The sequence below is a fragment of the Amycolatopsis vancoresmycina genome (assembly GCF_000716785.1).
GTDB lineage: Bacteria > Actinomycetota > Actinomycetes > Mycobacteriales > Pseudonocardiaceae > Amycolatopsis > Amycolatopsis vancoresmycina.
In genome coordinates, this window is record NZ_JNYY01000006.1 from 14956 (window position 1) to 40126 (window position 25171).

The window sequence follows — 25171 nt, forward strand, 5'->3', positions numbered from 1 at the left end:
CGGCGGACGCCGAAGTGTCAGAGCACCGACGACACCGGGAACCACGTGGCCTGCGGACCGTTGCAGCGCGTCACGCGCGGGACGTCGTGCTGGAACCACCACGCCTCGGTGACCCGGCCGTCCGGCAGGCGGTACGTCGGCGGGCCGGCGACCCGCGCGAGCCCGGCGGCCCGCAGCGACCGCGCGCTCGCCACGTTCCCCACCTCCGCGCCCGCGCGCACCCGCGGCAGGCCCAGGTGGTCGTGCGCCAGCGTCAGGCCGGCCGCGAACAGCACCCGGCCGTGGCCGCGGCCGCGGTAGTCCGGAGCGAGGTAGCCGCCGGTCTCCGGGCCGCCGTCCTCGCCGGTGTGCACGCTGACCAGCCCGACGCAGCGGTTGGCCGCGACGTCGATCATCACCAGGTCGACCGACTGCGGGTCCGGCGCCGCCCAGTCCGGGCCGGTGCCGGGCACGACCCGCAGCGCGTCCGCCCGGGACGGCTCGGCGACGATCGAATCGCGCTGCCAGCCGAGCCAGCGCTGCGCGGCCGGATCGCTGCCGCAGGCGACCGCGGCGGCGTACTCCCACGCGGTCGGGGTGCGGAAGAGGAAGCGCCCGGCGCGCACCACATGGCCCTGCCGGTCGCAGGCCCGCTTGGTCATCAGGCGGCCGCGGCGGGTGAGCCGGTCGAAGATCCCCTTGGTGGCTGGCTGCATCGCGGCGAAATCGTAGCGGAGCGATCCGGGCCGGAGTTGCTATCGTGGCCCGATGACGGCCGTACCCGACGCAACCGAACTGGACGGCTCCGGCCGGGCGGCCCAGCCGCGTCAGCTCATCGTGACGGTGTACGGCCTCTATTCGCGCACCGAAGGCGGCTGGCTCTCGGTCGCGTCGCTGATCGACCTGCTCGCCGCCGTCGGCGTCGACGAGCCCGCCGTGCGCTCGTCCATCTCCCGGCTGAAGCGGCGCGGGATCCTCGAAGCGGTCCGCCGTGACGCGACGGCGGGCTACGAGCTGTCCGACGAAGCCCGCGAGATCCTGCGGGAAGGCGACGAGCGGATCTTCCGCCGCGGGCGCGCGACTCCAGCCGACGGCTGGCTGCTCGCGGTGTTCTCGGTGCCGGAGACCGAGCGCCACAAGCGCCACCTCCTGCGCGCCCAGCTGGCCCGGATGGGCTTCGGCACCGCGGCCTCCGGCGTCTGGATCGCGCCGGCCCACCTCCACGGCGCGACCGAGGAGGCCCTGACCCGGCTCGGCCTGGCCGGGTACGCCGACCTGTTCCACGCCGACCACCTGGCGTTCGGCGACGTCGCGGCGAAGGTCCGCGAGTGGTGGGACCTCGACCGCCTGGACGAGCTGTACACGACGTTCCTCGACGAGCACGGCCCGGCGCTGCGCCGCAAGCCGGTGACCGAGGAACAGGCGTTCGCCGACTACATCCGGGTGCTGACCGGCTGGCGGCGGATGCCGTACCTCGATCCCGGGCTGCCGGCGGAGTTCCTGCCGCGTGACTGGTCCGGGATCCGCGCGGCGGAGCTGTTCTTCGAGCTGCACGCCCAGCTGGAGACCCCGGCACGAGCGTACGTCGCGAAGGCCATCAAACTCACCTGAGCCCCGGCGCAAGTTGTCGTGAGTGGTAAGGCGAGTTCTAACCCGCCTTACCACTCACGACCGCGAAGCCTTGGACCTCGACCAGGGCTTCCTCGTCCCATAGTCGGGAGACGCCGATGCCGGCCATCGCCGGGTACTCCGTGCCCGCGAGCCGCTTCCAGACCCGGCCGATCTCGCGGGCGTTGGCGCGGTAGTCGGCCATGTCGACGATGTAGATCGTCACGCTGCAGAGGTCCTCCGGGGTGCCGCCGGCCGCGCGCAGGGCCGCCAGGAGGTTGCCGAGCGCGCGTTCGAACTGCTCCACGACGCCGTCGCCGACGATCCGGTTCGACGCGTCCAGCGCCGTCTGCCCGGCGAGGAAGACGACCCGGCCCTCCGCCACCACCGCGTGCGAGAACCCGGACGGCTTGCCCAGCTCCGGCGGGTTGATGCGTTCCATGCCGGACACCGTACGCCATCTTTCGCGTCATTGACGGTCGTACCGCTGACGACATACCCTGGACATGTGCGAATCGCGGTCATCGGTGGCGGCCCGGCGGGTCTGTACTTCGCCGCGCTCGCGAAGCAGCTCGGTCCCGGCCACGAAATCACCGTCTGGGAGCGCAACGCGCCGGACGACACCTTCGGCTTCGGCGTGGTGTTCTCCGACGAGACGCTCGGCGGCATCGAGCACGCCGACGCGGCGGTGCACGAGGCGATGAAGGCCGAATTCGCCCGGTGGGACGACATCGACGTGCACTACCGCGGCACGGTCACCACCTCGGGCGGCCACGGCTTCGCCGCGATGAGCCGCAAGCGCCTGCTCGGCATCCTCCAGAGCCGCTGCGGCGAGCTCGGCGTCGGCCTGCACTTCCGGGAGGAAGCACCGGCCGACCTCTCGGGGTACGACCTGGTCGTCGCCGCCGACGGCGTCAACTCGGCGATGCGCGCGCGGTACGCCGAGACGTTCCGGCCGAGCGTCGAGACGCGCCGGTGCCGGTACATCTGGCTGGGCACGGACCTGGTGTTCGACGCCTTCAAGTTCTACGTCCTCGAAACGCCGGCCGGGATCATGCAGATCCACGGCTACCCGTACGGCCGCGACGGCAGCACGTTCATCCTCGAGGTCCAGGAGGACGTCTGGCAGCGGACGTTCGGCCCGATCGCGGCGGCATCGCTGAAACCCGGCGAGAGCGACGAGAAGTCGATCGCGCTGATCCGCGAGCTGTGCGCCGACGTCCTCGACGGCCACCAAGTGATGGCGAACAACTCGAAGTGGGTCTCGTTCGGCACGGTCCGCTGCGAAACGTGGGTGCACGAGAACGTCGTCCTCCTCGGCGATGCCGCGCACACCGCGCACTTCTCGATCGGCTCCGGGACGAAGCTCGCGATGGAGGACGCGCTCGCGCTGGCCGCGTGCCTGCACGAGAACGACGGCGTGACGGAGGCGCTGAAAGCCTACGAGCTGGAACGGCGGCCGGTCGTCACGTCGACGCAGCGCGCCGCGCAGGCCAGCCTGGAGTGGTTCGAGAACATCGCGCAGTACGCCCACCAGGAGCCGCCGCAGTTCGCGTTCAACATCCTGACGCGCAGCCGCCGCGTCACCTACGACAACCTCCGCCTGCGCGACCCCGAGTTCGCGGCCGAGCTCGACCACTGGTTCGCCCGTTCGCTCGGGACCACTTCGCGGCCGCCGATGTTCCAGCCGTTCTCCCTCGGCGAGCTGGAGCTGCCCAACCGGATCGTCGTGTCGCCGATGGACATGTATTCCGCTGTGGACGGTGTGCCGGGCGACTTCCACCTGGTACACCTGGGAAGCAAGGCCCTGGGCGGCGCCGGGCTGGTGATGACGGAGATGGTCTGCGTCTCCCCCGAGGGCCGGATCACGCCGGGCTGCGGCGGCCTGTACACAGCGGAGCAGGAAGCCGCCTGGAAGCGGGTCGTCGACTTCGTGCACACGCAGACACCCGCGCGCATCGGTGTCCAGCTGGGACACTCCGGGCGCAAGGGCTCGACGAAACTCATGTGGGACGGCATCGACGAGCCGCTGCCTTCGGGCAACTGGGAGCTCTGCGCCCCCTCGCCGCTGCCGTACTCCTCGCGGAACCAGGTCCCGCGCGAACTGTCCACATCGGAGCTTTCGGAGATCCGTTCGCAGTTCGTGGCGTGCGCCGAAGCCGCCGCCCGGGCCGGGTTCGACGTCCTCGAGCTGCACTGCGCGCACGGCTACCTGCTGTCGTCGTTCCTCTCGCCGCTGACGAACCAGCGCACCGACGCTTACGGCGGCTCGCTGGAAAACCGGCTGCGCTTCCCGCTCGAAGTCTTCGACGCGGTCCGCGCGGTGTGGCCCGCAGGCCGGCCGATGACCGTCCGGATCTCGGCGACCGACTGGTGCGAGGGCGGCATCGACGCCGACGACGCCGTGGAGATCGCGCGGGCGTTCGCCGCCCACGGCGCCGCGGGTATCGACGTCTCGACCGGCCAGGTCGTCAGCGAGGAACGCCCGCAGTACGGCCGCAGCTACCAGACCCCGTACGCCGACCGGATCCGCAACGAGATCGGCGAGGAGTACGGGATCGCGGTGATCGCGGTCGGCGCGATTTCGTCCTACGACGACGTCAATTCGCTGATCCTGGCCGGGCGCGCGGACCTCTGCGCGCTGGGTCGCACGCACCTCTACGATCCACAGTGGACGCTGCACGCGGCGGCCGAGCAGGGGTACCCGATGCCGTGGCCGAAGCCGTTCGCCGCGGGCAGCCGCAAGCCGCAGACGGGCCGCTCCGACGGGCCGGAGCCGCGTCTCGACCTCGTCCGGTCCGGTCCCGCCGGTACTGCCCATGCCCGCTGGCGACCGGGAGCTTCGTCATGACCTTCGCGCTGAATCCTGCACAGCAGGCGTTCGCTCTTGAGGTGCGGCAGCTGGCAGCCGAGCAGCTGCTTCCGCTCGCGGAGTCCGGTGTGGAGGGTTCGGTCAACCGCCCGCTGCTCAAGGCGATGGGCGCACTCGGCCTGCTCGCTCGGCTCTTCCCCGGCGTCGCGTCGGGCACGCCGTCGAGGCAGGCGGCCGCGACGGACCTGTGCATCCTGCGCGAGAACCTCGCCATGGTCAGCACCGAAGCCGAGACTGCGCTGGCGTTGCAGGGCCTGGGAAGTTACCCGGTGCTGCAGTCCGGGCAGGACGATCAGGTGGCTCGCTGGCTGCCGGCGGTGGCGGCGGGCGACGCGGTGGCGGCGTTCGCGCTGACGGAACCGGACGCGGGCTCGGACGCGGCAGCCCTGTCGCTGGCGGCGGAGCCCGACGGCGACGGCTGGCGGCTCACCGGGACGAAGATGTGGATTTCCAACGCCCCGGAAGCGGACTTCTACACGGTGTTCGCCCGCACCACCCCGGGCGCGGGCTCCCGCGGGGTCAGCGCGTTCGTCGTCCCGGCCGACCGCCCCGGCCTCGGCGGCGAGCACCTCGACCTGGTCAGCCCGCACCCGATCGGCACGGTGACGTTCGACGGCGTCTCCGTGCTGCGTGAAGAACTGCTCGGCGAGGAGAACCGCGGTTTCGCCGTGGCCATGCGGACCCTCGACCTGTTCCGCCCGAGCGTGGGCGCGTTCGCGGTCGGCATGGCCCAGGCGGCACTGGACGCCACTGTGGACCACGCCGGCGAGCGCGAGGCGTTCGGCGGGCCCTTGATCAAGCAGCAGGCGGTGGCCCACACGCTGGCCGAGATGGCCACGCGCACGGAAGCGGCCCGCCTCCTGGTCTACGCGGCGGCGGGAGCGTACGACGCGGGCGAGCAGAACCTCGGCGGCCGCGCGGCAATGGCGAAACTGTTCGCGACGGAGGCGGCCCAGTTCGTCGTGGATTCGGCGGTCCAGCTGCACGGCGCCCGCGCGTTGCGCCGCGGGCACCTGTTGGAGCACCTGTACCGCGAGGTCCGCGCCCCGCGGATTTACGAGGGCGCATCGGAGATCCAGCGGACGATCATTGCGCGCTGGCTGGCTTCCGCTCGAGCCACCACTGACTGAGCAGCAGCAGGCTCAGCACGCTCAGCACGCCGGACACCGCGGCCGCGGTGAGGATCATCGTGGTCTTGTCCCCGCCCCGCGGCAGGACCAGCAGGAACCCGACCGGTGACAGAGCGCGGGTCATCAGGGTGTTCATGCACATGGCGAAGCTGCGGACCATCCACTTGCGATGGTCGCCGTACCGCCGCCGCCGGATCGCCCGCCACCCGGCGATCGTGAAGCCGAGCCAAAGCAGGGCGGCAACGACGTCGATCGCGCCGGCGAAAACGTAGACCCGCCCGATGCGCCGGTGCGCAACGGGGTGCGTCCGGCGCAGCCAGGGCCAGATCTGCAGGATGACACCGACGATGGCGACCGTGCCGAAGGCGATGTGGGCGACGAGGAACCACGGCTACCCCCAGGGTCGGCTGCCCACCGACGCTAGGGACGCCCGCCGGCGGCGGCCATGGGGCAGGCCGCCGCCCCGGCGGTAGGGAACGCCCTACCGCCGGAAAGGGTCAGCTGCCCCGGACCCGGCGGACCGTGTCCCGGTAGAAGTACCCGCTCTGCTTGATCGTCCGCTCCTGCGTCTCGTAATCCACCCGGATCAGGCCGAACCGCTTCGCGTACCCGTAAGCCCACTCGAAGTTGTCCAAAAGGGACCAGGCGAAGTAGCCGCGCACGTCCGCCCCCGCCTGACGAGCCGCCGCCACTGCCGCGATGTGCGAGGCCAGGTAAGCCGTACGCCCGTCGTCGCGGACGAAGCCGGACGAGTCCGGGTCGTCGTCGAAGGCCGAGCCGTTCTCCGTGATGTACATCGGCAAGCCCGGGTAGTCCTGGCCCAGCCGGGTCAGCAGCTCGGTGAACTTGCCCGGGAGGATCTCCCAGCCCATCGCCGTCGTCGGCTCGCCGAACGGGATCACCCGGGACGCCGGTGCGCCGTCGGCGTCCACTGTGGACCCCGACTCGTCCACGCCCGAGAACTGCTGGCCGAAGTAGTAGTTCACGCCCAGGAAGTCCAGCGGGGTGGAGATCACGTCGAGGTCGCCGTCCTGGACCGGGAGGCGGACTCCCCGCGCGGCCAGGTCGTCCACCACGTCCGCCGGGTAGCGGCCGTGGACCAGCGGGTCCAGGTAGATCCGGACGCCCAGGCCGTCCGCCTGACGCGCCGCGCGGACGTCCTCCGGCGAGTCCGTTGCCGGGTCGGCCGTGCACATGTTCAGCGTGATGCCGAACTGCGTGTCGGCCGGGGCCGCCTCGCGCATGCGCTGCACCGCCAGCCCGTGGCCCAGCAGCAGGTGGTGCACCGCGTGCAACCCCGCCGCGTAGTCACGGCGGCCCGGGGCCATCACGCCGTGGACGTACCCGTGCATCGCCGAGCACCACGGCTCGTTCAACGTCGTCCAGTGCCGCACCCGGTCGGAAAGCCGGTCGAAAACCAGCATCGCGTAGTCCGCGAACCGGTACGCCGTGTCGCGGGCCGGCCAGCCGCCCGCGTCCTCGAGCTCCTGCGGGAGGTCCCAGTGGTACAGCGTCAGCCACGGCGTGATGCCGCGGCTCAGCGTCTCGTCGACGAGCCGGTCGTAGAACCCGATGCCTGCCTCGTTGACGCCGCCGCGGCCGCGCGGCTGGACCCGGGGCCACGCCACCGAAAACCGGTAGGTGTCCGCCCCGAGTTCGGTGACGAGCCCGATGTCGGACGGCATCCGGTGGTAGTGGTCGCACGCCACGTCACCGTTGTCGTTGTTGTCGATCGCCCACGGCACCTGGCAGAAGGTGTCCCAGATGGACGGTGTGCGCCCGTCTTCCGCGACCGCGCCTTCGATCTGGTACGCGGCGGTCGCCACGCCCCAGCGGAAGTCCGGCGGCAGGGTGTCGATCAGCGCCTGCTGCTCGGCGGTCGCGGCGGTGGTCTCGGTCAAGGCGGCTCTCCTCCAGGGGTATCGGCGTTCAGGGAGCGACGGGGTGCAGCCAGCACGCCACTTCGCGCGCGGGATCGCCGGGCGTGCCCAGCAGGGGCACGCGGTCGGGGCACGGCTCGAAAGCCTTGGGGCACCGCGGGTGGAACGCGCAGCCGGACGGCATCCCGCGCGTGTCCGGCGGCGACCCGGGGATCCCGGCCAGCTCGCGCCGCGGCCCGCGCAGCGCGGGGAACGAGTTCAGCAGGCCGTGGCTGTACGGGTGCAGCGCGTCCCGGTAGAGGTCGGCCGCCGGGGCCTGCTCGACGATCCGGCCGCCGTACATGATCGCGATCCGGTCCGAGAACTCCACCAGCAGCGACAGGTCGTGCGTGATGAACAGGACCGAGAAGCCCAGCCGTTCGCGCAGTTCCACGAGCTGGCCGAGGATCTGCCGCTGCATCACGACGTCGAGCGCGGTCGTCGGCTCGTCCATGATGACGATCCGCGGTTCCAGCGCGAGCGCCATCGCGATCATCACGCGCTGCCGCATGCCGCCGGACAGCTGGTGCGGGTACGCCTCCAGCCGGTCGGCCGAGATGCCGACCAGCTTCAGCAGATCGCGCGCCCGCGCGACACGACCCGCACGCGTGGACCGCGGTTCGTGCGCCTTGATGACGTCGACCAGCTGCGTGACCACCTTGTGCACCGGGTTCAGCGAGTTCATCGCGCCCTGGAACACGATGGACGTCTCCGCCCACCGGAAGTCGCGCAGCTGCCTGTCCGTCAGCCGCAGGACGTCGTAGGGCTCGCCGTCGGCGGGGTGGTAGATCACCTCGCCGCCGCGGATGACGCCCGGCGGGGCCAGCAGCCGCGTCAGCCCGTAGGCCAAAGTGGACTTCCCGCTGCCGCTTTCCCCGGCCAGGCCGAGCACTTCGCCGCGGTGCAGCGTCAGGTGCACGTCCCGGACCGCGCGCACGGCCTCGTCGCCGACGCCGTAGTCGACGTCGAGTCCCTTGATTTCCAGCACCGGGTCCATCATGGCCGTTCCTCCCGCCCGAGCACGGGCGTGAAGCCCACCCGCATGCGATGCGTCTTCCCGTCGGCGCCCTTGACGCGCGCCTTGCCGCTGCCGCGCAGCCGCGGGCTGACGAACTCGTCGATGCCGAAGTTGAGCAGGGACAGCGCCGTGCCGAGGATGGCGATCGCCAGCCCGGCCGGCACGAACCACCACCACGCGCCCTGGGCGAGCGCCTGCTGGCTCTGCGCCCAGAACAGGATCGTGCCCCAGTTCCAGTTGGACAGTCCGGAGACGCCGACGAACGCGAGCGTGATCTCGGACATCACGGCGAAGATCACCGTGCCGACGAAGCTGGACGCGATCACCGCGGTCAGGTTCGGCAGGATTTCGAAGAAGATGATCCGCCACGTCGATTCGCCGGTCGCCCGGGCCGCTTCGACGTATTCCCGGCCTCTCAGCGACAACGTCTGCGCCCGGAGGACCCGCGCGCCCCACGCCCACGACGTGAAGCCGATGATCACCGCCACCAGGATGTCGCCGCCGGTGGGCACCGCGCTGCCGATGATGATGATCAGCGGCAGCGCCGGGATCACCAGGAACACATTGGACAGTGCGGACAGACCCTCGCCCGGGGTGCCGCCGAGGTACCCGGACGTCACGCCGACGATCACCGCGAGGATCGTCGCCACGATCCCGGCGGCCAGCCCGACCAGCATCACGCTGCGGGTGCCGACCACGACCTGGCTGAAGATGTCCTGGCCGAGGTGGGTGGTGCCGAACCAGTGCCGCGCCGACGGCGCCTCCAGCAGATCGCTGCTGCGCGCCGACGGGTCGTACGGCGCGATCCAGTCGCCGATGATCGCGATCACCAGGAAGAAGCCGATGACGGCGACCCCGGTGACGGTCTTGCCGCCGGTGAGGAACCGGAAACGGCGCCGGCGCGCGACCGCTTCGAGCGGGAGGGCCTGGGCGGCCTTGACGTCCGCCGCGGGGACAGCCATGTCAGCCCTCCTTCCGGGTGCGCGGGTCGAGCGCGAGGTAGGCGACGTCGGCGAGCAGGTTCGCCACCAGCACCGACAGCGTGATGATCAGGAAGATGCCCTGCATCAGCGGGTAGTCCTGCGAGCCGACGGCCTGGAACAGCTGGTAGCCGACGCCGGGGTAGGAGAAGACGATCTCCACCAGCAGCGTGCCGCCGACGATGAAGCCGAGCGCCAGCGCGAAGCCGGACACGCTGGGCAGCAGCGCGTTGCGCGCCGCGTAACCCACCATCACCCGGCGTTCCGGCAGGCCCTTGGCGTGCGCGACGGTGACGTAGTCCTCCGACGCGACCGTGACCATCATGTTCCGCATGCCCAGGATCCAGCTGCCCATCGAGCTGATCAGGATGGTCAGCGCGGGCAGCAGGCTGTGCTGGATCGCGCTGCCGATGAACGAGCCGTCCCAGCCGGGCACGGTGCCCGGGTCGTAGCCGCCGGACGACGGGAAGAAGCTGCCCGGGCCGGCCAGGATCGTCAGCGCGATCAGGCCGAGCCAGAAGTACGGGATCGACGACAGGAACGTCGTCACCGGCAGCAGGCCGTCGACCCACGAGCCGCGCTTCCAGCCGGCGACCACGCCGAGCCCGGTGCCGATGGCGAAGCCGACGACCGTGGTGATGCCGACCAGGATGATCGTCCACGGCAGACTGTCGGTGAGCAGGTCGGACACCGGCGTCGGGAAGAACGTGAACGAGATCCCGAGGTCGCCGCGGAAGAGCTGGCCCCAGTAGTCGAAGTACTGGGAGATCAGGCTTTCGTTCTTGTCGAGTCCGAACAGGACGTACAGCGACTCGATGGCGTCCGCGCTGATCATGCCCTGGTTCTTGGCGATCAGCGACTGCACCGGGTCGCCCGGGATCAGCCGCGGGATGAAGAAGTTGATGGTGACGGCGGCCCACGCGGTGAAGACGTAGAAGCCCAGCCGTTGCAGCAGGTACCTCATCGGGCGGCTCCGTCGTACAGCCAGCACGCGGCCCAGTGGCCGGGCGCGTCACCGACGTCGAACCGCGGCGGCAGCTCGGTTTCGCACCGGGCCATCGCGACCGGGCAGCGCGGGTGGAACCGGCAGCCGGACGGCGGGTCGATCAGGCTCGGCGGCTCGCCGGACCCGCGTTCGGCCGGTGTCTCCGCCGGGTCGCCGCCGCCCGCGATCCGGTCCGGGTCGGGGGCGGATTCGATGAGCAGCCGCGTGTACGGGTGTGCCGGCCGCTGCGTGATGGTTTCGCTGTCGCCGCCTTCGACCATCCGGCCCGCGTACATCACCATGGTGTCGTCGGCGAAGTAGCGCGCGGACGCGATGTCGTGCGTGATGTACAGGATCGCCAGGTGCAGGCGTTCCTTGAGGTCCCGCAGCAGGTTCAGCACGCCGAGCCGGATGGAGACGTCCAACATGGACACCGGCTCGTCGGCCAGCAGCGCCTCCGGGTCGGCGCCGAGCGCCCGCGCGATGGCGACGCGCTGGCGCTGCCCGCCGGACAGCTCGTGCGGGAACTTGTCGATGTACCGCTCGGGTGGGGTCAGCTGGACGCGCGAGAGCAGCTCGTGCAGCGACTTCTCGAGGTCGTCACCCGCGCGGCCGTGGATCTTCAGCGCCCGCGTCAGGTGATAGCGCACGGTGTGCACCGGGTTCAGCGACGCGAACGGGTCCTGGAAGATCATCTGGACCCGGCGGGCGTAGGCCCGGAACGCCTTGCCGTGCTTGACGTTCACCGTCTCGCCGTGCAGCCGGATGTCGCCGCCGGTGCGCGGGTAGAGGCCCGCGAGCAGGCGCGCGACCGTCGACTTGCCCGAACCGGACTCGCCGACCAGGGCGGTGACGCGGCCCCGCCGGAGCGTCAGGGTGACGTCGTCGACGGCCTGGATGCTGCGGCGAGGGCCGGTCAGCGCGGCCCGGCCCTTGCGGCGGACCGGGAAGTGCTTGGTGAGGCCCGCGGCTTCGAGGACCACGGGGAGGTCCCCCTCCGACCCGACGGCGACGGGGTCGGAGGGGGACTGCTCGGTCGTCACGGCTGAATCCGCCATCGTCAGGCCGCGGGCTTGAGGTGCAGGACGATGTCGAGCGCGTTGCGCAGCGTCGGCTGGGCCGGCGCGTACGGGTTGGCGTCGTCCGGCCAGCCGACCCAGTTCTTCGTGCTGTACTCGCCGCCGGAGTTGGCCGCCGACGTCGGGATCATCGGCTGCTGCTCGATCATGATCTTCTGCAGCGTCGCCATCGCCGCGGTGCGGGCGGCGTCGTCCTCGGCGTTCGCGTAGGTCTCCAGCGCCTTGGTCGCCTCGTCGTTCTTGTAGCGGCCGTAGTTGCCGTTGATGCCGCCCTGGCCGGTCGGCTTGTAGCGGTTGCCGTCCATGACGTCGCGGTACATGTCGTACGGCGTCGACCCGTCGTTGGTCCAGTGCATCAGGCCCTCGAAGTCACCGGTGTCGACCGACTTCATCCAGGCGTCCTGGTTCATCTTGTCGACCGTGGCGGTGATGCCGATCTGCGCCAGGTTGTCCTTGATGATCTCCAGGTCGGTGATGTAGTCCGACCAGCCGGACGGGACGGTGAGCTTGATGGTGACCGGCTTGCCGCTCGGGTCGGCCAGCTTGTCGCCGTTGAACTTGTAGCCGGCGCCGGTCAGCAGCGCCTTCGCGCCCGGGACGTCGACCTGGACCGACTGGCCCTTGTACTGCGGCGCGATGAACGGGTCGCCCGCGGGGGTCGGGATGCCGGTGACCTGATCGTTCTTCGGGTAGAAGTAGCCGGCCTCACCCTGGTTGAAGATGTCGTCGCGGTTGATCACCTTGTTGATCGCCTGGCGCAGCTTCGCGTCGTTCCAGGGCGCCTTCTCGGTGTTGAACCACAGGCCGTGGACGGCCAGCTGCGCGGGGAACCACAGCTTGTAGTGCTGCGGGTCCTTGTTGGTGTAGACAGCCTTGTAGTTCGGGATGAACACGAAGCTCCACTCGGCAGCCCCGTTGACCAGCGCGCTGACCTGCGCGTTGTTGTCGGTGTAGGAGGTGTAGCGGATCTCCTTGACCTTCGGCGCTTCCTGCCAGTACCCGCTGTCGCGCCGCACGACGATCATCGTCTGCGGGGTGGCCGACTTGAGCGTGTACGGCCCGGTGCCGATCGGGTTCTTCACGAGGTCGAGCGCCGGGTTCTTGACGTCCTTCCAGACGTGCTTCGGCACGACGAGCGTCTGGAGGATCTTGACCTGGTTGACGAACTGCGAGTTGTCGAAGGCCAGGGTGACCTGGTTGCCGGCCGCGGTGATGTCCTTGTACGGCACGGCGTCGACGTTCAGCGCCTTGTTGTCGCGCAGCAGCTGGAAGGTGTAGGCGACGTCCTCGGCGGTCATCGGCTGGCCGTCGGAGAACTTGACGCCGTCACGGACGGTCAGGACGAGCTTCTTGTAGTTGTCCGACCAGTCCCACTTGGTGGCCAGCCACGGCTTGCCCGGCTCCTGCGGCTTGACGCGGTTGAGCATGACGAGGGGCTCGTAGATCATCCACCGGTAGCCCATGTTCGACAGGGCGGAGGTCTCCAGGAACGGGTTGTTGTTCTCCGCCTGCGGGCCGTCCGGCTTGCCGACGTTGAGCACGGCGTCCGGGTTGCTCTGGGCGGCGTTGGAACTCCCGCCGGAGCACGCCGTGAGCCCGCTCAGCGCGGTGACGGCTATGAGCGCTGCAACGATGGAGCGCTTGACTCGCATCGGTTCCTCCTGGTCATCGACGACTTGCTTGCTGTCGACTGGTAGCGAGCCCCGACCGCCGGCGACCGAACGACGTCCCGAAGTCAACCCGGGTGACTCGGGTCACGTCAATAACACGGCGGTAACTTTTTGTGCCTAAGTTTAAGTACTGAAAGAACTGGCGGTCTGTACCTGTTGATCGAACTACTCCTTGCGACGCAAGGGTTTCAGCCGACGCGGCCACCGTTCGCCAGCAGCTGGGCGATCGGCAGGGTCGCGGCGCCGAGCGCGACCGCCTCGGGCCCGAGCCGGCCCAGGACGACCTCGGTGCGCTCCGCCAGGTAGTCCAGGGCGTGCCTGCCCACCGCGTCCCGGACCGCGGGGAGGATCGCCTGCCCCATGATCGCCCCGGCCGAGCCGGAAAGCACCACCCGATCGGGGCTGAGCAGGTTGATCAGGTTGGCGATGCCGATGCCCAGGTACTCGCCGGTCTCGGCGAGCACGTCGGCGGCGGGGCCGCCGCCCCGGGCTTCCTCGACGATCCGGGCCAGTTCGCCGTCGCTTTCGTCCCCGATGACCGGTTCCTTGCCGACGCGGGCGGCGTAGTGCCGAACGATCGCCTCGGTGCCGACGTAGGCCTCCAGGCAGCCGTGCGAGCCGCACCGGCACGCCGCCCCGGCCGCCTTGACGACGGTGTGGCCCCACTCGCTGGTCGTGATGCCCGGGTGCGAGCGCCCGGCCGTCGCGACGGCGGCCCCGACCCCGACGCCGAGCAGGGCGACGATGGCGCGTTCGGCCCCGCGGCCGGCCCCGCGCCAGGTCTCGGCCTGGCCGAGCGTCCGGGCGCGGTTGTCCAGGTGCAGCGGCGCCTGGATGTGCGGGTGGATCAGCTCGGCGAAGTCCACACCCCGCCAGCCGAGGGTCGGCGCGTGCACGATCCCGCCGTCGCGGACCGCGCCCGGCACGCCGATGCCGACGCCGAACACCGCGGCCGGATCGCCGCCCTCGAGCACCTCGGCGACGCCCGTGCGCACCAGGCCGGCCACTTCGTCCGGGTCGAGCCGGGTGCCGACGAGCGGGTGGCGCACGGTCCCGAGGGTGCCGAGCGCGCAGTCGAACAGGCCCACCTCGACGTGCGTCTCGCTGACGTCCACCCCCACGACGTGCCCGAAGTCCGGCCGGACGGCCAGCAGCGTCCGGGGGCGCCCGCCGTCCGATTCGACCGATCCGGCCTCGGCCACGACGCCGTCGGCGATGAGTTCGGAGACGACGTTGGTAACGGTGGCGGCCGAAAGTCCCGATTCAGCTACCAGTTCCAGTCTGCTGACGGGACCGCGGAGGTAGAGCGAGGAGAGCAGTGCCGCGCGGTTGTGCCGCCTGAGGTCACGGGTCGTCTGGCGCACCACCTGGGTCACCGGGAGGATTCTGCCAGACACACCCAGTTCGAGCCTTAGTTCAGTACTTAATACATAGCCACAACTTACGGTGATCAGGCATCCTGTCAGTGAGCCGGTAAGAAGTTAGATGGGTTGCCCATGGCGAGCAAGCGCACCACCGTCCGTGATCTGCGGCGGCACAACCGATCCCTGCTGCTGTCGAAACTGTACTTCGACGGCCCGCTGTCGAGGCACGAACTCAGCCAGCTCACCGGATTGAGTGCCGCCACGGTGAGCAACGTGACCGCCGAACTGGGCGAAGAACGCCTGATCACCGAAGCCGGCCAAGTCGAGTCGGACGGCGGCCGCCCGCGCGTGCTCCTGCGCGTCGACCCGGCGTACGGGCACGTCGCAGGCGTGGACATCGGCGAGACGGGGGTCAAGGTCGAGCTGTTCGACCTGGCGATGAACCGCCTGGCGACGGTCGAGCACCCCCTCCCGAAGGCCCCCGACCCGGCAACGGCGGTCGAGCAGGTGACATCGGGCCTGCGCGAGGTGTTCACCGGCGCGGGCATCGACGAACCGGCCGTGCTCGGCGTCGGCATCGGCGTGCCGGGCACGGTCGAGCAGGGGTCCAGGGTGCTGGTCCACGCACCGACGGTCGGCTGGGACGGGGTCCCGTTCGCGGCACTGCTGCGCGAGGCCGGCATCGGGTTGCCGCTGTTCATCGACAACGGCGCGAAGACGCAGGGCCAGGCGGAGATGTGGTTCGGCGCCGGCCGCGGAGCCCGCCACGCGGTGATAGCGCTGCTCGGCTCGGGCGTCGGAGCGGCGGTGGTGACGGACGGAACGACGTACCGAGGGTCGACGAGCAGCGCGGGCGAGTGGGGCCACACGACGATCGCGTACGGCGGCCAGGAGTGCCGCTGCGGCTCACGGGGGTGCCTGGAGGCGTACATCGGCGCGGGCGCGGTCCTGGCGCGGTACCGCCGAGCACGCGGCAAGGACATCCCGGGCGAGGACGAGCAGGCCCAGTTCGCGGCCCTGTTGTCATCGGCCCCGAAATCGAAGACGGCGGCCCGAGTCCTCGACGAAACGGCGGGCTACCTGGGCGCAGGCATCGCAAACTTGATCAATTTGTTCAACCCGGAGCGCATAGTGATCGGCGGCTGGGCAGGCCTGGCTTTGGGCGAGCAGCTCCTACCCCGAATCCGCGAGGCGGCGGGCAAGCACGCACTGCGGCACCCGTTCAGCCAGACATCGATCCAGCTGGGGTCCCTAGGGCTGGACGCGGTGGCAACCGGAGCGGCAACGCTGCCGGTGGCGGACCTGCTGGAGCAGGGAGCAACGTCGAGAATCGCAAAGCCGGGAGCCCCGGACTCCGACGCGGCGTAGACAGCGGCGCAAGCCGCGGCGCAGCCGCCCCACCACCGACCACCCAACGAGCAGCGGTCAAGCAAACAGGCCCCCGACGAGAACCCAGACCTCCCCGGGCACCCCGATCCGAAGCCAGAACACGGCCGGCGGTGCCGGGTCAAGGCACGCTTTCCCGCCTTGACGCGGCACCGCCGGCCGTAGTCACAATGCCGGCTTCGGGGTGCCGGAGGAACGCAAAGCCAGAGGTACCGGTCCAGGAGAGGACCGGAGTGCCCCACTGACCGGGAACCACCCACACCGTCATCACCAACCCTTAATTCGGGTTGAAAAAAATGACCCACCCGAGTGTTGCCCGGCTTGTCTGGACCATGCATACTTTGTTGCCAAGCACAACAAAGGCACCACGCCGCCACCCGCGCCCCGCCGCGCGGGCCCCGGCGAGCACACGCACGGTCACGCCTGCCGCCGCCCCGGCACGCGCGGCCACCTCCCCTCCCCCGCGTTCCGTGCTGCGCGCGGAACGCCGGTCCCCACGGTGAGAGAGGCGACAACGATGTCCACCTCCAGGAAATCCCGCTGGGCGGCACTCTTCGCCGCCTGCGCGCTGCTCGTCCTCGGGCAGCAGGTCCTCACGACGACGGAAGCCGCCGCCGCGGCCACCTTCACCGACGACTTCAACGGCCCCGCGGGCGCCGCCGTCGACGGGTCGAAGTGGCAGCTCGAAACCGGCGACAACGTCAACAACCACGAGCGGCAGTACTACACCTCCGGCACCAACAACGCCCAGCTCGACGGCCAGGGCCACCTCGTCATCACGGCCAAGAAGGAAAACCCCGGCAACTACAACTGCTGGTACGGCCGCTGCGAGTACACCTCGGCCCGGATGAACACCGCCGGCAAGTTCAGCCAGGCCTACGGCCACTTCGAGACGCGCATGAAACTCCCGCGCGGGCAGGGCATGTGGCCCGCGTTCTGGATGCTCGGCGGCGGGAACTGGCCGACCGACGGCGAAATCGACATCATGGAGAACGTCGGGTTCGAGCCGAACACCGTGCACGGCACCATCCACGGCCCCGGCTACTCCGGCTCCGGCGGTATCGGCGCGGCCTACAACGGCCCGAACTTCTCCGACGACTTCCACACCTACGCCATCGACTGGGCGCCCAACCAGATCAAGTGGTACGTCGACGGCAACCTGTACCAGACGCGCACGCCGGCGGACCTCAACGGCAACCGCTGGGTGTACGACCACAACTTCTTCGTCATCCTCAACCTCGCCGTCGGCGGGTACTGGCCCGGCGATCCCAACAGCAGCACGCAGTTCCCGCAGCAGCTGGTCGTCGACTACGTGCACGTGACGAACTCCTCGAGCCAGGGCGGCGGCCGGACCGGGACCATCACCGGCATCGGCGGCAAGTGCGTGGACGTCGCCGGCGCGAACAGCGCCAACGGCACGCCGATCCAGATCACCGACTGCAACGGCAACGCCGCGCAGAGCTGGACCGTCGGCACCGACGGCACGATCCGCGCCCTCGGCAAGTGCCTGGACGTGAACGCCGCGGGCACCGCGGACGGCACACCGGTGCAGCTCTACGACTGCAACGGAACCGGGGCACAGCAATGGGTGGTGACCGGCGCGAAGGACATCGTGAACCCCAACGCGAACAAGTGCCTCGACGCGACCGGCAACTCCAGCGCGAACGGCACCCGCCTGCAGATCTGGACCTGCACCGGCGGCGCGAACCAGAAGTGGACCACGCCCTGACCCACACCCTCGTGAGTGGTAAGGCGAGTTCTAACTCGCCTTACCACTCACGACCTCACAAGGAGATTCCCGTGCGGCGAATTGTCGTCGCGCTGATGGGGTGTGCCCTGTTAGCGCTGTCACTCACCACCGGCTCCGCCCAGGCGGCGGTCGAGGCGGGTCCGTCCGCGAGCCAGCTGCTCGCCAAAACCCAGTCCTGCCAACAGATCTCGAACGGAAGGTATTCCTTCGACGAAGGCGGCGCGGCAACTGTGCCCGTCTGCCAGGCGAACGGCGCGGTGTTCTTCACCGCCGACATGGACGTCGACTGCGACGGCGTCCGCACCACGCAGTGCAACGAGAACACCGACTGCTGCTTCTACCCCGACACCGCGTTCCACACTTCGACCGACCAGCCCCTCAACGCGGCGCAGCTGCCGTACATCGTCCTGCCGCAGCCGACGTCCACCTGGGACTACCGCAACTACGGCATCGACGGCGGCTCGGTCGTGGCGGTGATCTACAACAACCAGGTCACCTACGCCGTGGTCGGCGACACCGGGCCGACGAGCATCATCGGCGAGGCGTCCTACGCCACCGCCGCCAGTCTCGGCATCAACCCCGACCCGAAGAACGGTGGCACCGAGGGTCCGGTGACGTACATCGTGTTCCCGAACACGCACGTGAACCCGATCGAGAACCACGCCAACGCGGTCAGCTTCGGCGAGCAGGTCGCGACGCAGTTCGCGGGAGGCACGACACCGCCGCCGACGCAGAACGCGGGGTCGATCACCGGCATCGGCGGCAGGTGCGTCGACGTCGCCGGCGCCAACAACGCCAACGGCACCGCCGTGCAGCTCTACGACTGCAACGGCACCAACGCCCAGCAGTGGACGGCCGGCAGCGACGGATCCCTGAAGGCGCTGGGCAAGTGTCTCGACGTCACCAGCGCGGGCACCGCGAACGGCACGCCCATCCAGCTCTGGGACTGCAACGGCAGCAGCGCCCAGAAGTGGACGGCCAACGCGGCGAAGAGCCTCGTGAACGCCGGCTCGGGCAAGTGCCTCGACGCCACCGGCAACTCCAGCGCCAACGGCACCCGGCTCCAGATCTGGACCTGCGGGTCCGGCACGAACCAGAAGTGGACTCTGCCATGAGAAAGCGTTCTCTCCTCGCGGCGACAGCCGCCGCAGCGCTCACCGCGGCCACCTTCGCCGTACCCGCGCAGGCCGCGGGCGAGACGGTCAACGTCTGGCTCACCACCACCAGCGACGCCGGCGGCCGGACGGTCACCCGCGGTCTACAGCAGCAGACGCCGGTCACCTTCGCCTCGGGCACCGGCACCGGTGGCGTGACCATCAACGTCAACGAAAACACCACCTACCAGCAGTTCGAAGGCGGCGGCGCGTCCTTCACGGACACCGCGGCCTGGCTGATGAACTCCAGCGGCGCGCTGTCCCAGTCCACTCGCGACGACACCATGCGGAAGCTGTTCGACCCGACCAACGGCATCGGGCTGAGCTTCATCCGCAACCCGCTCGGCGCGTCCGACCTGGCCCGCTACAGCTACACCTTCGACGACATGCCCGCCGGCCAGACCGACCCGAACCTGACGCACTTCTCGATCGCCCACGACCAGGCCGACGTGCTGCCGCTGACCAAGCAGGCCAGGCAGCTCAACCCGCAGGTCAAGGTGATGGCGTCGCCGTGGAGCGCGCCGCCGTGGATGAAGGACAACGACAGCTACCTGCTCGGCTGGGTCGAGTCGCAGTACTACCCGGCTTACGCGCAGTACTTCGTCAAGTACCTCCAGGCCTACCGGGACGCGGGCGTGCCGGTCGACTACGTCTCGATGCAGAACGAGCCGACGTGCTGCTCGAGCTACCCGTCGACCAACTGGAACGGCGCCGGCTTGGCGTACTTCGCGAAGAACAACCTCCTGCCTGCGCTGCAGGGTGCCGGTCTGTCCACAAAGGTCCTCGCGCTCGACTGGAACTGGGACACCTACGCCTCCTACGGCGCCCCCACCATGGACGACGCCGCGATCCGCAACCACCCGAACTTCGGCGGCGTGGCGTGGCACGGCTACGGCGGTGACATCGCGCAGCAGACGACCGTCCACAACCAGTACCCGAACGTCAACGCTTACTCGACCGAACACTCCGGCGGCACCTGGATCTCGAACCAGCAGGCCGAGGACATGAACAACATCGTCGACTACACGCGCAACTGGTCGAAGAGCGTGACCAAGTGGAGCCTCGCCGTCGACCAGAACATGGGCCCGCACAACGGCGGCTGCGGCACCTGCACCGGCTTGATCACCGTCCACAACGGAGACTCGCGCAGCGGGCAGGTCGACTACACCGTCGAGTACTACACGATGGGCCACCTGACGAAGTTCGTGAAGCCGGGCGCCTACCGGATCGACTCGAACGACAGCTCGGCCGTGCGCAACGTCGCCTGGAAGAACCCGGACGGTTCGAAGGCGCTCATCGCGTACAACTCCGGCACGGGCAACCAGAGCGTGCGGGTGAACTGGGGCAACTCGTCGTTCACCTACACCCTGCCCGGCCGCACGTCGGCGACGTTCACCTGGAACGGCACCCAGGGCAACGGCGGTGGCACCGGCAAGACCGGGCCGATCACCGGCCTCGGCGGCAAGTGCATCGACGTCGCGGGCGCGAGCAACGCCAACGGCACCGCGGTCCAGCTCTACGACTGCAACGGCTCTGGCGCCCAGCAGTGGACGGTCGGCAGCGACGGAACGCTGAAGGCGCTCGGCAAGTGCCTCGACGTCACCGGACAGTCCACAGCGGACGGAGCCCAGCTCCAGCTCTGGGACTGCGGCGGCACGGCGAACCAGCGGTGGGCCGCCACCGCGGCCAAGGACATCGTCGGCGCGGGGTCGAACAAGTGCGTCGACGCGACAGGCAACTCCAGCGCCAACGGCACCCGGTTGCAGATCTGGACGTGCACCGGGGCCGCCAACCAGAAGTGGAACGTGCCCGCATGAAGATGACAGCAGCTCTGGGTGCGCTCGCAGCCGCCTCGGCGCTGGTGCTCGCCCCGGGTGTCGCACAGGCGGCGACGGGCCCGATCACCGGCATCGGCGGCAAGTGCGTCGACGTCGCCGCCGCGAGCACCGCCAACGGAACAGCCGTCCAGCTCTACGACTGCAACGGCACGAACGCTCAACAGTGGACAGTCGGCAGCGACGGTTCCCTGCAGGCACTGGGCAAGTGCCTCGACGTCACGAGTGCGGGCACCGCGAACGGCACCACCATCCAGCTCTGGGACTGCAACGGTTCCACCGCCCAGAAGTGGACGGCGAACGCCGCGAAGAACCTGGTCAACACCGGCTCGGGCAAGTGCCTCGACGCCACCGGCAACTCCAGCGCCAACGGGACGCGGCTGCAGATCTGGACGTGCGCGAGCACGGCCAACCAGCAGTGGACGCTGCCGAGCGGGAACACGACACCGCCCGGCCCCGGCGCAATGGCCGTGGCGCCCTACCTCTACAACGGCTGGGGCGACCCGCCGAACCCGGCGACGATCATGAGCGCCACCGGCGTCAAGTGGTTCACGCTGGCGTTCGTGCTGTCCAACGGCTACTGCAACCCGCAGTGGGACGGCGGCCGCGCGCTGACCGGCGGCGTCGACCAGGGCACGATCAACACCGTGCGGGCCAACGGCGGCGACGTCATCCCGTCCTTCGGCGGCTACTCCGGCAACAAGCTGGAGTCGTCGTGCGGCAGCGCGGGCGAGCTGGCGGCGGCCTACCAGAAGGTGATCAGTGCCTACGGCCTCAAGGCGATCGACATCGACATCGAGGCCGACGCCTACAGCAATCCCACGGTGCAACAGCGCACGGTCGACGCGCTGAAGACGGTCCGGGCGAACAACCCGGGCATCAAGCTGTACGTCACCTTCGGCACCGGCCAGTCCGGACCGGACAGCAGCCTGGTCAACCGGGCCGCCCAGGCCGGGCTCACGGTCGACGGCTGGGTCATCATGCCGTTCGACTTCGGCGGCGCCGGCCAGAACATGGGCACGCTGACACAGCGGGCGGCCGAGGGGCTCAAGAACGTCGTCAAGAGTGCATACGGCTATGACGACGACACGGCCTACCGGCACATGGGCATCTCGTCGATGAACGGCATCACCGACAACAGCGAGACGGTCACCCTCGCCGACTTCACCACGATCCTGGGCTACGCGAACGCGCACCACCTGGCCCGGCTGACGTTCTGGTCGGCGAACCGCGACCGCCCCTGCCCGGGCGGCTACCCGAACAACGACACCTGTTCGGGCGTTTCCCAGCAGGCGTGGGACTTCACGAGGATCTTCGCCCGCTACGCCGGCTGACCCGGCACCACGAAGGCCCGGCCGGAACCCCGGCCGGGCCTTCGCGCGTGCTGGGCTGCCGGGCCGCGGCGCTCTGGGGAAGCGGCGACCCGGCAGCGAGGGGCCCCGCCGGCCGCTGGGGGTCTCCGGCGGCGGAACCGCTCCCGAGGTTAACGACCGGATGTCGCGTCCGGCTCGTGCTCGGGCCGTCCGGCCGTCAAGCCTGCCCGAAACACCCCGTCACTCGGCCGCGACCGCCGCGCGGGCCGCTTCCGCACGGTCGGCGTACGCGCCGACCAGCTGCTCCTCCGCGTCTTCGAGGTACTTCATCAGCAGCTCCTCCGCACCCGGGCCGTCGCCGGCCTCGATGCGGTCGAGGATCTCGTGGTTGCGCGGCAGGTAGCGCTCGTGGAACCGCCGCGGCTCGGCCATGATGTGGAACACCAGCCGCAGCTCGGCGGTCAGCCGCCCGACCAGCTCGTTCACCCGTTCGCTGCCCGACAGCGCGGCCAGCTCCTGGTGGAACCAGACGTTCGCGGTGCCGAGGTCCTTCCAGTTGCCGGTGCGCGCGGCCTCGTCGCCGATGTCGACCTTCTCCTTGATCCGTGCGAAGGACGCCGGCTTCGCCGTCACCCCGCGGACCGCCGCGCACTCGATGATCTTGCGCACGCGGTAGATGTCGACGACGTCCTCGACGCTCGGGATCCGGACGAAGACCCCGCGGTTGAGCTCGTGGGCCAGCAGCCGCTCGTGCGTGAGCAGCCGGAACGCCTCGCGCAGGGTGTTGCGGGAGACGCCGAGCGCGTTGCCGATGTCCTGCTCCGACAGCCGGCCGCCGGGCAGGAAGAAGCCCTCCGCGATGCGCTTGCGGAGCACGCCGGCGACGCGCTCGGCCGTGCTCTTGCGCGTGACCAGGCCGCGATCGGCTTCGAGGCCGGCGGCGCCGCTGTCTTCGATGACCACGACGGCGATGGTACCCGTCACACTGAGGACGATGTAATTGCCGTCTTGTGGAATTGTTCAACAATCTCTACCGTGTGAGGCACGCCACGATGAGAGACACTGGCCAGGAGGTGCCCCATGACTGCCACTACCGCAACCGAGGCCCGGCCGTTCGACTGGTTCCGCACGCTGGGGAAACGGGGACGCCGCGCCTTCGCCGGCGCGTTCGGCGGGTACGGCCTGGACTCGTTCGACTACCAGACCCTGCCGCTCGGCCTGGCCGCGATCACCGCGTACTTCGGCATTTCGAGCGGTGAGGCCGGGCTGCTCGGCACGACGACGCTGGTCGTGTCGGCCGTCGGCGGGGTCGGGGCCGGCATGCTGGCCGACCGGATCGGCCGCGTCCGCACCCTCCAGATCACCATCGCGATGTACACGATCTTCACCGTGCTCTGCGGCTTCGCGCCCAACTTCGAGACGCTGCTGGTCTTCCGCGCGCTGCAGGGCCTCGGCTTCGGCGGCGAGTGGGCGGCCGGCGCCGCGCTGGTCGCCGAGTACTCGCAGGCCAAGTACCGCGGCCGGACGGTGGCGTTCGTGCAGAGCGCGTGGGCGGTCGGCTGGGGCCTGTCGGTGATCGTCTACACCGTCGTCTTCAGCGTGGCGAGCGACGACGTGGCCTGGCGGATCATGTTCTGGACCGGCATCATCCCGGCGCTGCTCGTGCTGTGGGTCCGCAAGAGCGTCCAGGACGCACCGCGCGCCGAAGAACGCCTGAAGGCCGAACGCCCGAAGGGCACGCTGGGCAAGATCTTCAAGGCCGACCTCCTGCGCACGACGTTCTTCGCCGCGCTGCTGGCCACCGGCGTCCAGGGCGGGTACTACACGATCTCGACGTGGCTGCCGTCGTACCTGAAGAAGACGCGCGAGCTGACCGTGATCGGAACCGGCGGCTACCTCGCGTTCCTCATCACCGGCGCCTTCGTCGGGTACGTCTGCGGCGGCTACCTGACCGACCTGCTGGGCCGCAAGAAGACGTTCCTGACGTTCGCGCTGCTCTCGGCCGCGCTGATCGTCGCGTACACCCAGATCCCCAAGGGCGCCAACGGGCTCGTGCTGGTGCTCGGCTTCCCGCTCGGCTTCTCGATGTCCGCGATCTTCAGCGGCTTCGGCGCCTTCCTCGCCGAGCTGTACCCGACCGCGCTGCGCGGCACCGGGCAGGGCTTCACGTACAACTTCGGCCGTGCGGTCGGCGCGATCTTCCCGACCGTCGTGGGCTTCCTCGGCGCGGGCGGCGCGATCGTGTTCGGCGCGATCGGGTACGGCATCGCGGTGCTGGCCCTGCTCGGCCTGCCGGAGACCCGCGGCATCGAACTCGTGGACTGAGGGGGCGCGATGACGACCTTCGACGAGCCGGCCACGTACACGCCCGCGCAGGCGCGAGCGGCGTTCCGCACCGGCACCGCCCACCCCACCACCGGCTGGGCCGGCGGCTTCACCCAGACCAACCTGATCGCCGTGCCCGAGGACTGGGCCTACGACGTCCTGCTGTTCTGCACCCGCAACCCGCAGCCGTGCCCGCTGCTCGACGTCACCGACCCCGGTGACCCGGCCACCCGGCTGGCCGAGGGCGCGGACCTGCGCACCGACCTGCCGCGCTACCGGATCTGGCAGAACGGCGTGCTGGCCGGCGAGGTGTCCGACGCGACCGGCCTGTGGCGCAGCGACATGGTCGCCTTCTCCATCGGCTGCAGCTTCACGTTCGAGACGGCTTTGGCCGCCGAGGGCATTCCGCTGCGGCACGTCGACCAGGGGCGCAACGTCGCGATGTACGTGACGAACCGGCAGTGCGAGCCCGCCGGGCGGCTCTTCGGGCCGATGGTCGTGTCGATGCGGCAGATCCCGGAGGACCGCGTCGACGACGCCGTCCGGATCACCCGGGCGATGCCCGCCGTGCACGGCGGCCCGGTGCACGTCGGCGACCCGCGCGCGCTGGGCATCGCCGACCTGGCCCGGCCGGACTTCGGCGATCCGGTGGACGCGGAGCCGGGCGACGTCCCGGTGTTCTGGGCCTGCGGGGTCACGCCGCAGGCGGCGCTGATGGCGTCGCGGCCTCCCTTTGCGATCACGCACGCGCCGGGGTACATGTTCATCACCGATCGGTACGACAGCGAATACCGGGTGGGCTGA

Annotated in this window: 21 protein-coding genes; 10 read left to right on the forward strand and 11 right to left on the reverse strand. The window is 69.9% G+C overall.

Annotated features, from left to right (window positions below; all coding sequences use genetic code 11):
• Nucleotides 1-17: 17 nt before the first annotated feature.
• On the reverse strand, nucleotides 18-695 hold the full coding sequence (locus tag OO60_RS15045; RefSeq protein ID WP_033261540.1) for a GNAT family N-acetyltransferase: 678 nt from the start codon (nucleotides 693-695) through the stop codon (nucleotides 18-20).
• 52 nt (nucleotides 696-747) lie between these two features.
• Between OO60_RS15045 and OO60_RS15050 the strand changes: the two genes are divergently transcribed.
• Nucleotides 748-1590 (forward strand): PaaX family transcriptional regulator, encoded by an 843-nt coding sequence (locus OO60_RS15050; protein ID WP_033261541.1) that lies wholly within the window; start codon nucleotides 748-750, stop codon nucleotides 1588-1590.
• Between the two features lie 37 nt (nucleotides 1591-1627).
• Here OO60_RS15050 and OO60_RS15055 read toward each other — a convergent pair whose 3' ends face one another.
• Nucleotides 1628-2029, reverse strand: a complete 402-nt coding sequence (locus OO60_RS15055) for a RidA family protein (protein ID WP_033261542.1) — start codon at nucleotides 2027-2029, stop codon at nucleotides 1628-1630.
• A gap of 66 nt (nucleotides 2030-2095) precedes the next feature.
• On the opposite strand from OO60_RS15055, the gene OO60_RS15060 reads away from it, so the two are divergent.
• Together OO60_RS15060 and OO60_RS15065 are read left to right on the forward strand one after the other, a co-directional pair.
• Entirely contained in the window at nucleotides 2096-4438 is a 2343-nt protein-coding gene (locus OO60_RS15060) for a bifunctional salicylyl-CoA 5-hydroxylase/oxidoreductase (RefSeq protein ID WP_033261543.1), read from the forward strand.
• The gene (locus OO60_RS15065) at nucleotides 4435-5589 is read left to right on the forward strand and encodes an acyl-CoA dehydrogenase family protein (RefSeq protein WP_033261544.1); all 1155 of its coding nucleotides are present in this window, start codon (nucleotides 4435-4437) and stop codon (nucleotides 5587-5589) included. Before OO60_RS15060 ends, OO60_RS15065 begins: the two co-directional genes overlap by 4 nt.
• Here OO60_RS15065 and OO60_RS45845 read toward each other — a convergent pair.
• The 8 genes from OO60_RS45845 to OO60_RS15105 form a co-directional block, all read right to left on the reverse strand.
• Nucleotides 5546-5959, reverse strand: a complete 414-nt coding sequence (locus tag OO60_RS45845; RefSeq protein WP_081911212.1) for a DUF2306 domain-containing protein — start codon at nucleotides 5957-5959, stop codon at nucleotides 5546-5548. The two genes, OO60_RS15065 and OO60_RS45845, sit on opposite strands and share 44 nt — an antisense overlap.
• A 127-nt stretch (nucleotides 5960-6086) precedes the next feature.
• Nucleotides 6087-7490, reverse strand: coding sequence for a GH1 family beta-glucosidase (locus tag OO60_RS15075; RefSeq protein WP_033261545.1), 1404 nt, complete (start codon nucleotides 7488-7490; stop codon nucleotides 6087-6089).
• Nucleotides 7491-7518: 28 nt separating this feature from the next.
• Nucleotides 7519-8508, reverse strand: coding sequence for an ABC transporter ATP-binding protein (locus tag OO60_RS15080; RefSeq protein ID WP_033261546.1), 990 nt, complete (start codon nucleotides 8506-8508; stop codon nucleotides 7519-7521).
• The gene (locus OO60_RS15085) at nucleotides 8505-9488 is read right to left on the reverse strand and encodes an ABC transporter permease (RefSeq protein WP_033261547.1); all 984 of its coding nucleotides are present in this window, start codon (nucleotides 9486-9488) and stop codon (nucleotides 8505-8507) included. The genes OO60_RS15080 and OO60_RS15085 overlap by 4 nt, the downstream gene beginning before the upstream one ends.
• A 1-nt stretch (nucleotide 9489) precedes the next feature.
• Nucleotides 9490-10470 carry an ABC transporter permease gene (locus tag OO60_RS15090; protein WP_033261548.1) on the reverse strand — a complete coding sequence of 327 codons (981 nt, stop codon included), beginning with the start codon at nucleotides 10468-10470 and terminating at the stop codon, nucleotides 9490-9492.
• Nucleotides 10467-11534: an ABC transporter ATP-binding protein gene (locus OO60_RS15095; RefSeq protein WP_033261549.1), complete on the reverse strand. Its 1068-nt coding sequence runs from the start codon at nucleotides 11532-11534 to the stop codon at nucleotides 10467-10469. Before OO60_RS15095 ends, OO60_RS15090 begins: the two co-directional genes overlap by 4 nt.
• 17 nt (nucleotides 11535-11551) lie before the next feature.
• A complete protein-coding gene (locus tag OO60_RS15100) occupies nucleotides 11552-13222 on the reverse strand; it encodes an ABC transporter substrate-binding protein (RefSeq protein WP_033261550.1) in 1671 nt (556 codons plus the stop codon).
• A 206-nt stretch (nucleotides 13223-13428) separates the two neighbouring features.
• Nucleotides 13429-14616 carry an ROK family transcriptional regulator gene (locus tag OO60_RS15105; protein WP_033261551.1) on the reverse strand — a complete coding sequence of 396 codons (1188 nt, stop codon included), beginning with the start codon at nucleotides 14614-14616 and terminating at the stop codon, nucleotides 13429-13431.
• Nucleotides 14617-14736: 120 nt separating this feature from the next.
• Here OO60_RS15105 and OO60_RS15110 point away from each other — a divergent pair, with 120 nt between their 5' ends.
• From OO60_RS15110 to OO60_RS15130, 5 genes are all read left to right on the forward strand, one after another.
• Nucleotides 14737-15972 (forward strand): ROK family transcriptional regulator, encoded by a 1236-nt coding sequence (locus OO60_RS15110; RefSeq protein WP_003070549.1) that lies wholly within the window; start codon nucleotides 14737-14739, stop codon nucleotides 15970-15972.
• Nucleotides 15973-16507: 535 nt separating this feature from the next.
• Nucleotides 16508-17719 (forward strand): glycoside hydrolase family 16 protein, encoded by a 1212-nt coding sequence (locus OO60_RS15115; protein WP_003070552.1) that lies wholly within the window; start codon nucleotides 16508-16510, stop codon nucleotides 17717-17719.
• A 71-nt stretch (nucleotides 17720-17790) separates the two neighbouring features.
• Nucleotides 17791-18855: a glycoside hydrolase family 75 protein gene (locus OO60_RS48180; RefSeq protein WP_280513806.1), complete on the forward strand. Its 1065-nt coding sequence runs from the start codon at nucleotides 17791-17793 to the stop codon at nucleotides 18853-18855.
• Complete coding sequence (locus OO60_RS15125) at nucleotides 18852-20711, forward strand: ricin-type beta-trefoil lectin domain protein (RefSeq protein ID WP_003070561.1); 1860 nt, start codon at nucleotides 18852-18854, stop codon at nucleotides 20709-20711. Before OO60_RS48180 ends, OO60_RS15125 begins: the two co-directional genes overlap by 4 nt.
• A complete protein-coding gene (locus tag OO60_RS15130) occupies nucleotides 20708-22063 on the forward strand; it encodes a chitinase (RefSeq protein WP_003070564.1) in 1356 nt (451 codons plus the stop codon). The genes OO60_RS15125 and OO60_RS15130 overlap by 4 nt, the downstream gene beginning before the upstream one ends.
• A gap of 219 nt (nucleotides 22064-22282) precedes the next feature.
• Here the strand turns inward: OO60_RS15130 and OO60_RS15135 are convergent, their stop codons facing one another.
• Nucleotides 22283-23005, reverse strand: a complete 723-nt coding sequence (locus OO60_RS15135; RefSeq protein ID WP_033261709.1) for a GntR family transcriptional regulator — start codon at nucleotides 23003-23005, stop codon at nucleotides 22283-22285.
• Between the two features lie 117 nt (nucleotides 23006-23122).
• Between OO60_RS15135 and OO60_RS15140 the strand changes: the two genes are divergently transcribed.
• Nucleotides 23123-24367: an MFS transporter gene (locus OO60_RS15140; RefSeq protein WP_003070569.1), complete on the forward strand. Its 1245-nt coding sequence runs from the start codon at nucleotides 23123-23125 to the stop codon at nucleotides 24365-24367.
• A 9-nt stretch (nucleotides 24368-24376) separates the two neighbouring features.
• Nucleotides 24377-25171 carry a putative hydro-lyase gene (locus OO60_RS15145; RefSeq protein ID WP_003070572.1) on the forward strand — a complete coding sequence of 265 codons (795 nt, stop codon included), beginning with the start codon at nucleotides 24377-24379 and terminating at the stop codon, nucleotides 25169-25171.

What these genes read in the sequence shown, in the direction of transcription:
- OO60_RS15090 (WP_033261548.1), bottom strand. Translation starts at nt 10,470, where the DNA reads ATGAGGTACCTGCTGCAACGGCTGGGCTTCTACGTCTTCACCGCGTGG.
- OO60_RS15085 (WP_033261547.1), bottom strand. Translation starts at nt 9,488, where the DNA reads ATGGCTGTCCCCGCGGCGGACGTCAAGGCCGCCCAGGCCCTCCCGCTC.
- OO60_RS15045 (WP_033261540.1), bottom strand. Translation starts at nt 695, where the DNA reads ATGCAGCCAGCCACCAAGGGGATCTTCGACCGGCTCACCCGCCGCGGC.
- OO60_RS15080 (WP_033261546.1), bottom strand. Translation starts at nt 8,508, where the DNA reads ATGATGGACCCGGTGCTGGAAATCAAGGGACTCGACGTCGACTACGGC.
- OO60_RS15130 (WP_003070564.1), top strand. Translation starts at nt 20,708, where the DNA reads ATGAAGATGACAGCAGCTCTGGGTGCGCTCGCAGCCGCCTCGGCGCTG.
- OO60_RS15140 (WP_003070569.1), top strand. Translation starts at nt 23,123, where the DNA reads ATGACTGCCACTACCGCAACCGAGGCCCGGCCGTTCGACTGGTTCCGC.
- OO60_RS15145 (WP_003070572.1), top strand. Translation starts at nt 24,377, where the DNA reads ATGACGACCTTCGACGAGCCGGCCACGTACACGCCCGCGCAGGCGCGA.
- OO60_RS15110 (WP_003070549.1), top strand. Translation starts at nt 14,737, where the DNA reads ATGGCGAGCAAGCGCACCACCGTCCGTGATCTGCGGCGGCACAACCGA.
- OO60_RS15125 (WP_003070561.1), top strand. Translation starts at nt 18,852, where the DNA reads ATGAGAAAGCGTTCTCTCCTCGCGGCGACAGCCGCCGCAGCGCTCACC.
- OO60_RS15065 (WP_033261544.1), top strand. Translation starts at nt 4,435, where the DNA reads ATGACCTTCGCGCTGAATCCTGCACAGCAGGCGTTCGCTCTTGAGGTG.
- OO60_RS15100 (WP_033261550.1), bottom strand. Translation starts at nt 13,222, where the DNA reads ATGCGAGTCAAGCGCTCCATCGTTGCAGCGCTCATAGCCGTCACCGCG.
- OO60_RS15050 (WP_033261541.1), top strand. Translation starts at nt 748, where the DNA reads ATGACGGCCGTACCCGACGCAACCGAACTGGACGGCTCCGGCCGGGCG.
- OO60_RS15055 (WP_033261542.1), bottom strand. Translation starts at nt 2,029, where the DNA reads ATGGAACGCATCAACCCGCCGGAGCTGGGCAAGCCGTCCGGGTTCTCG.
- OO60_RS15115 (WP_003070552.1), top strand. Translation starts at nt 16,508, where the DNA reads ATGTCCACCTCCAGGAAATCCCGCTGGGCGGCACTCTTCGCCGCCTGC.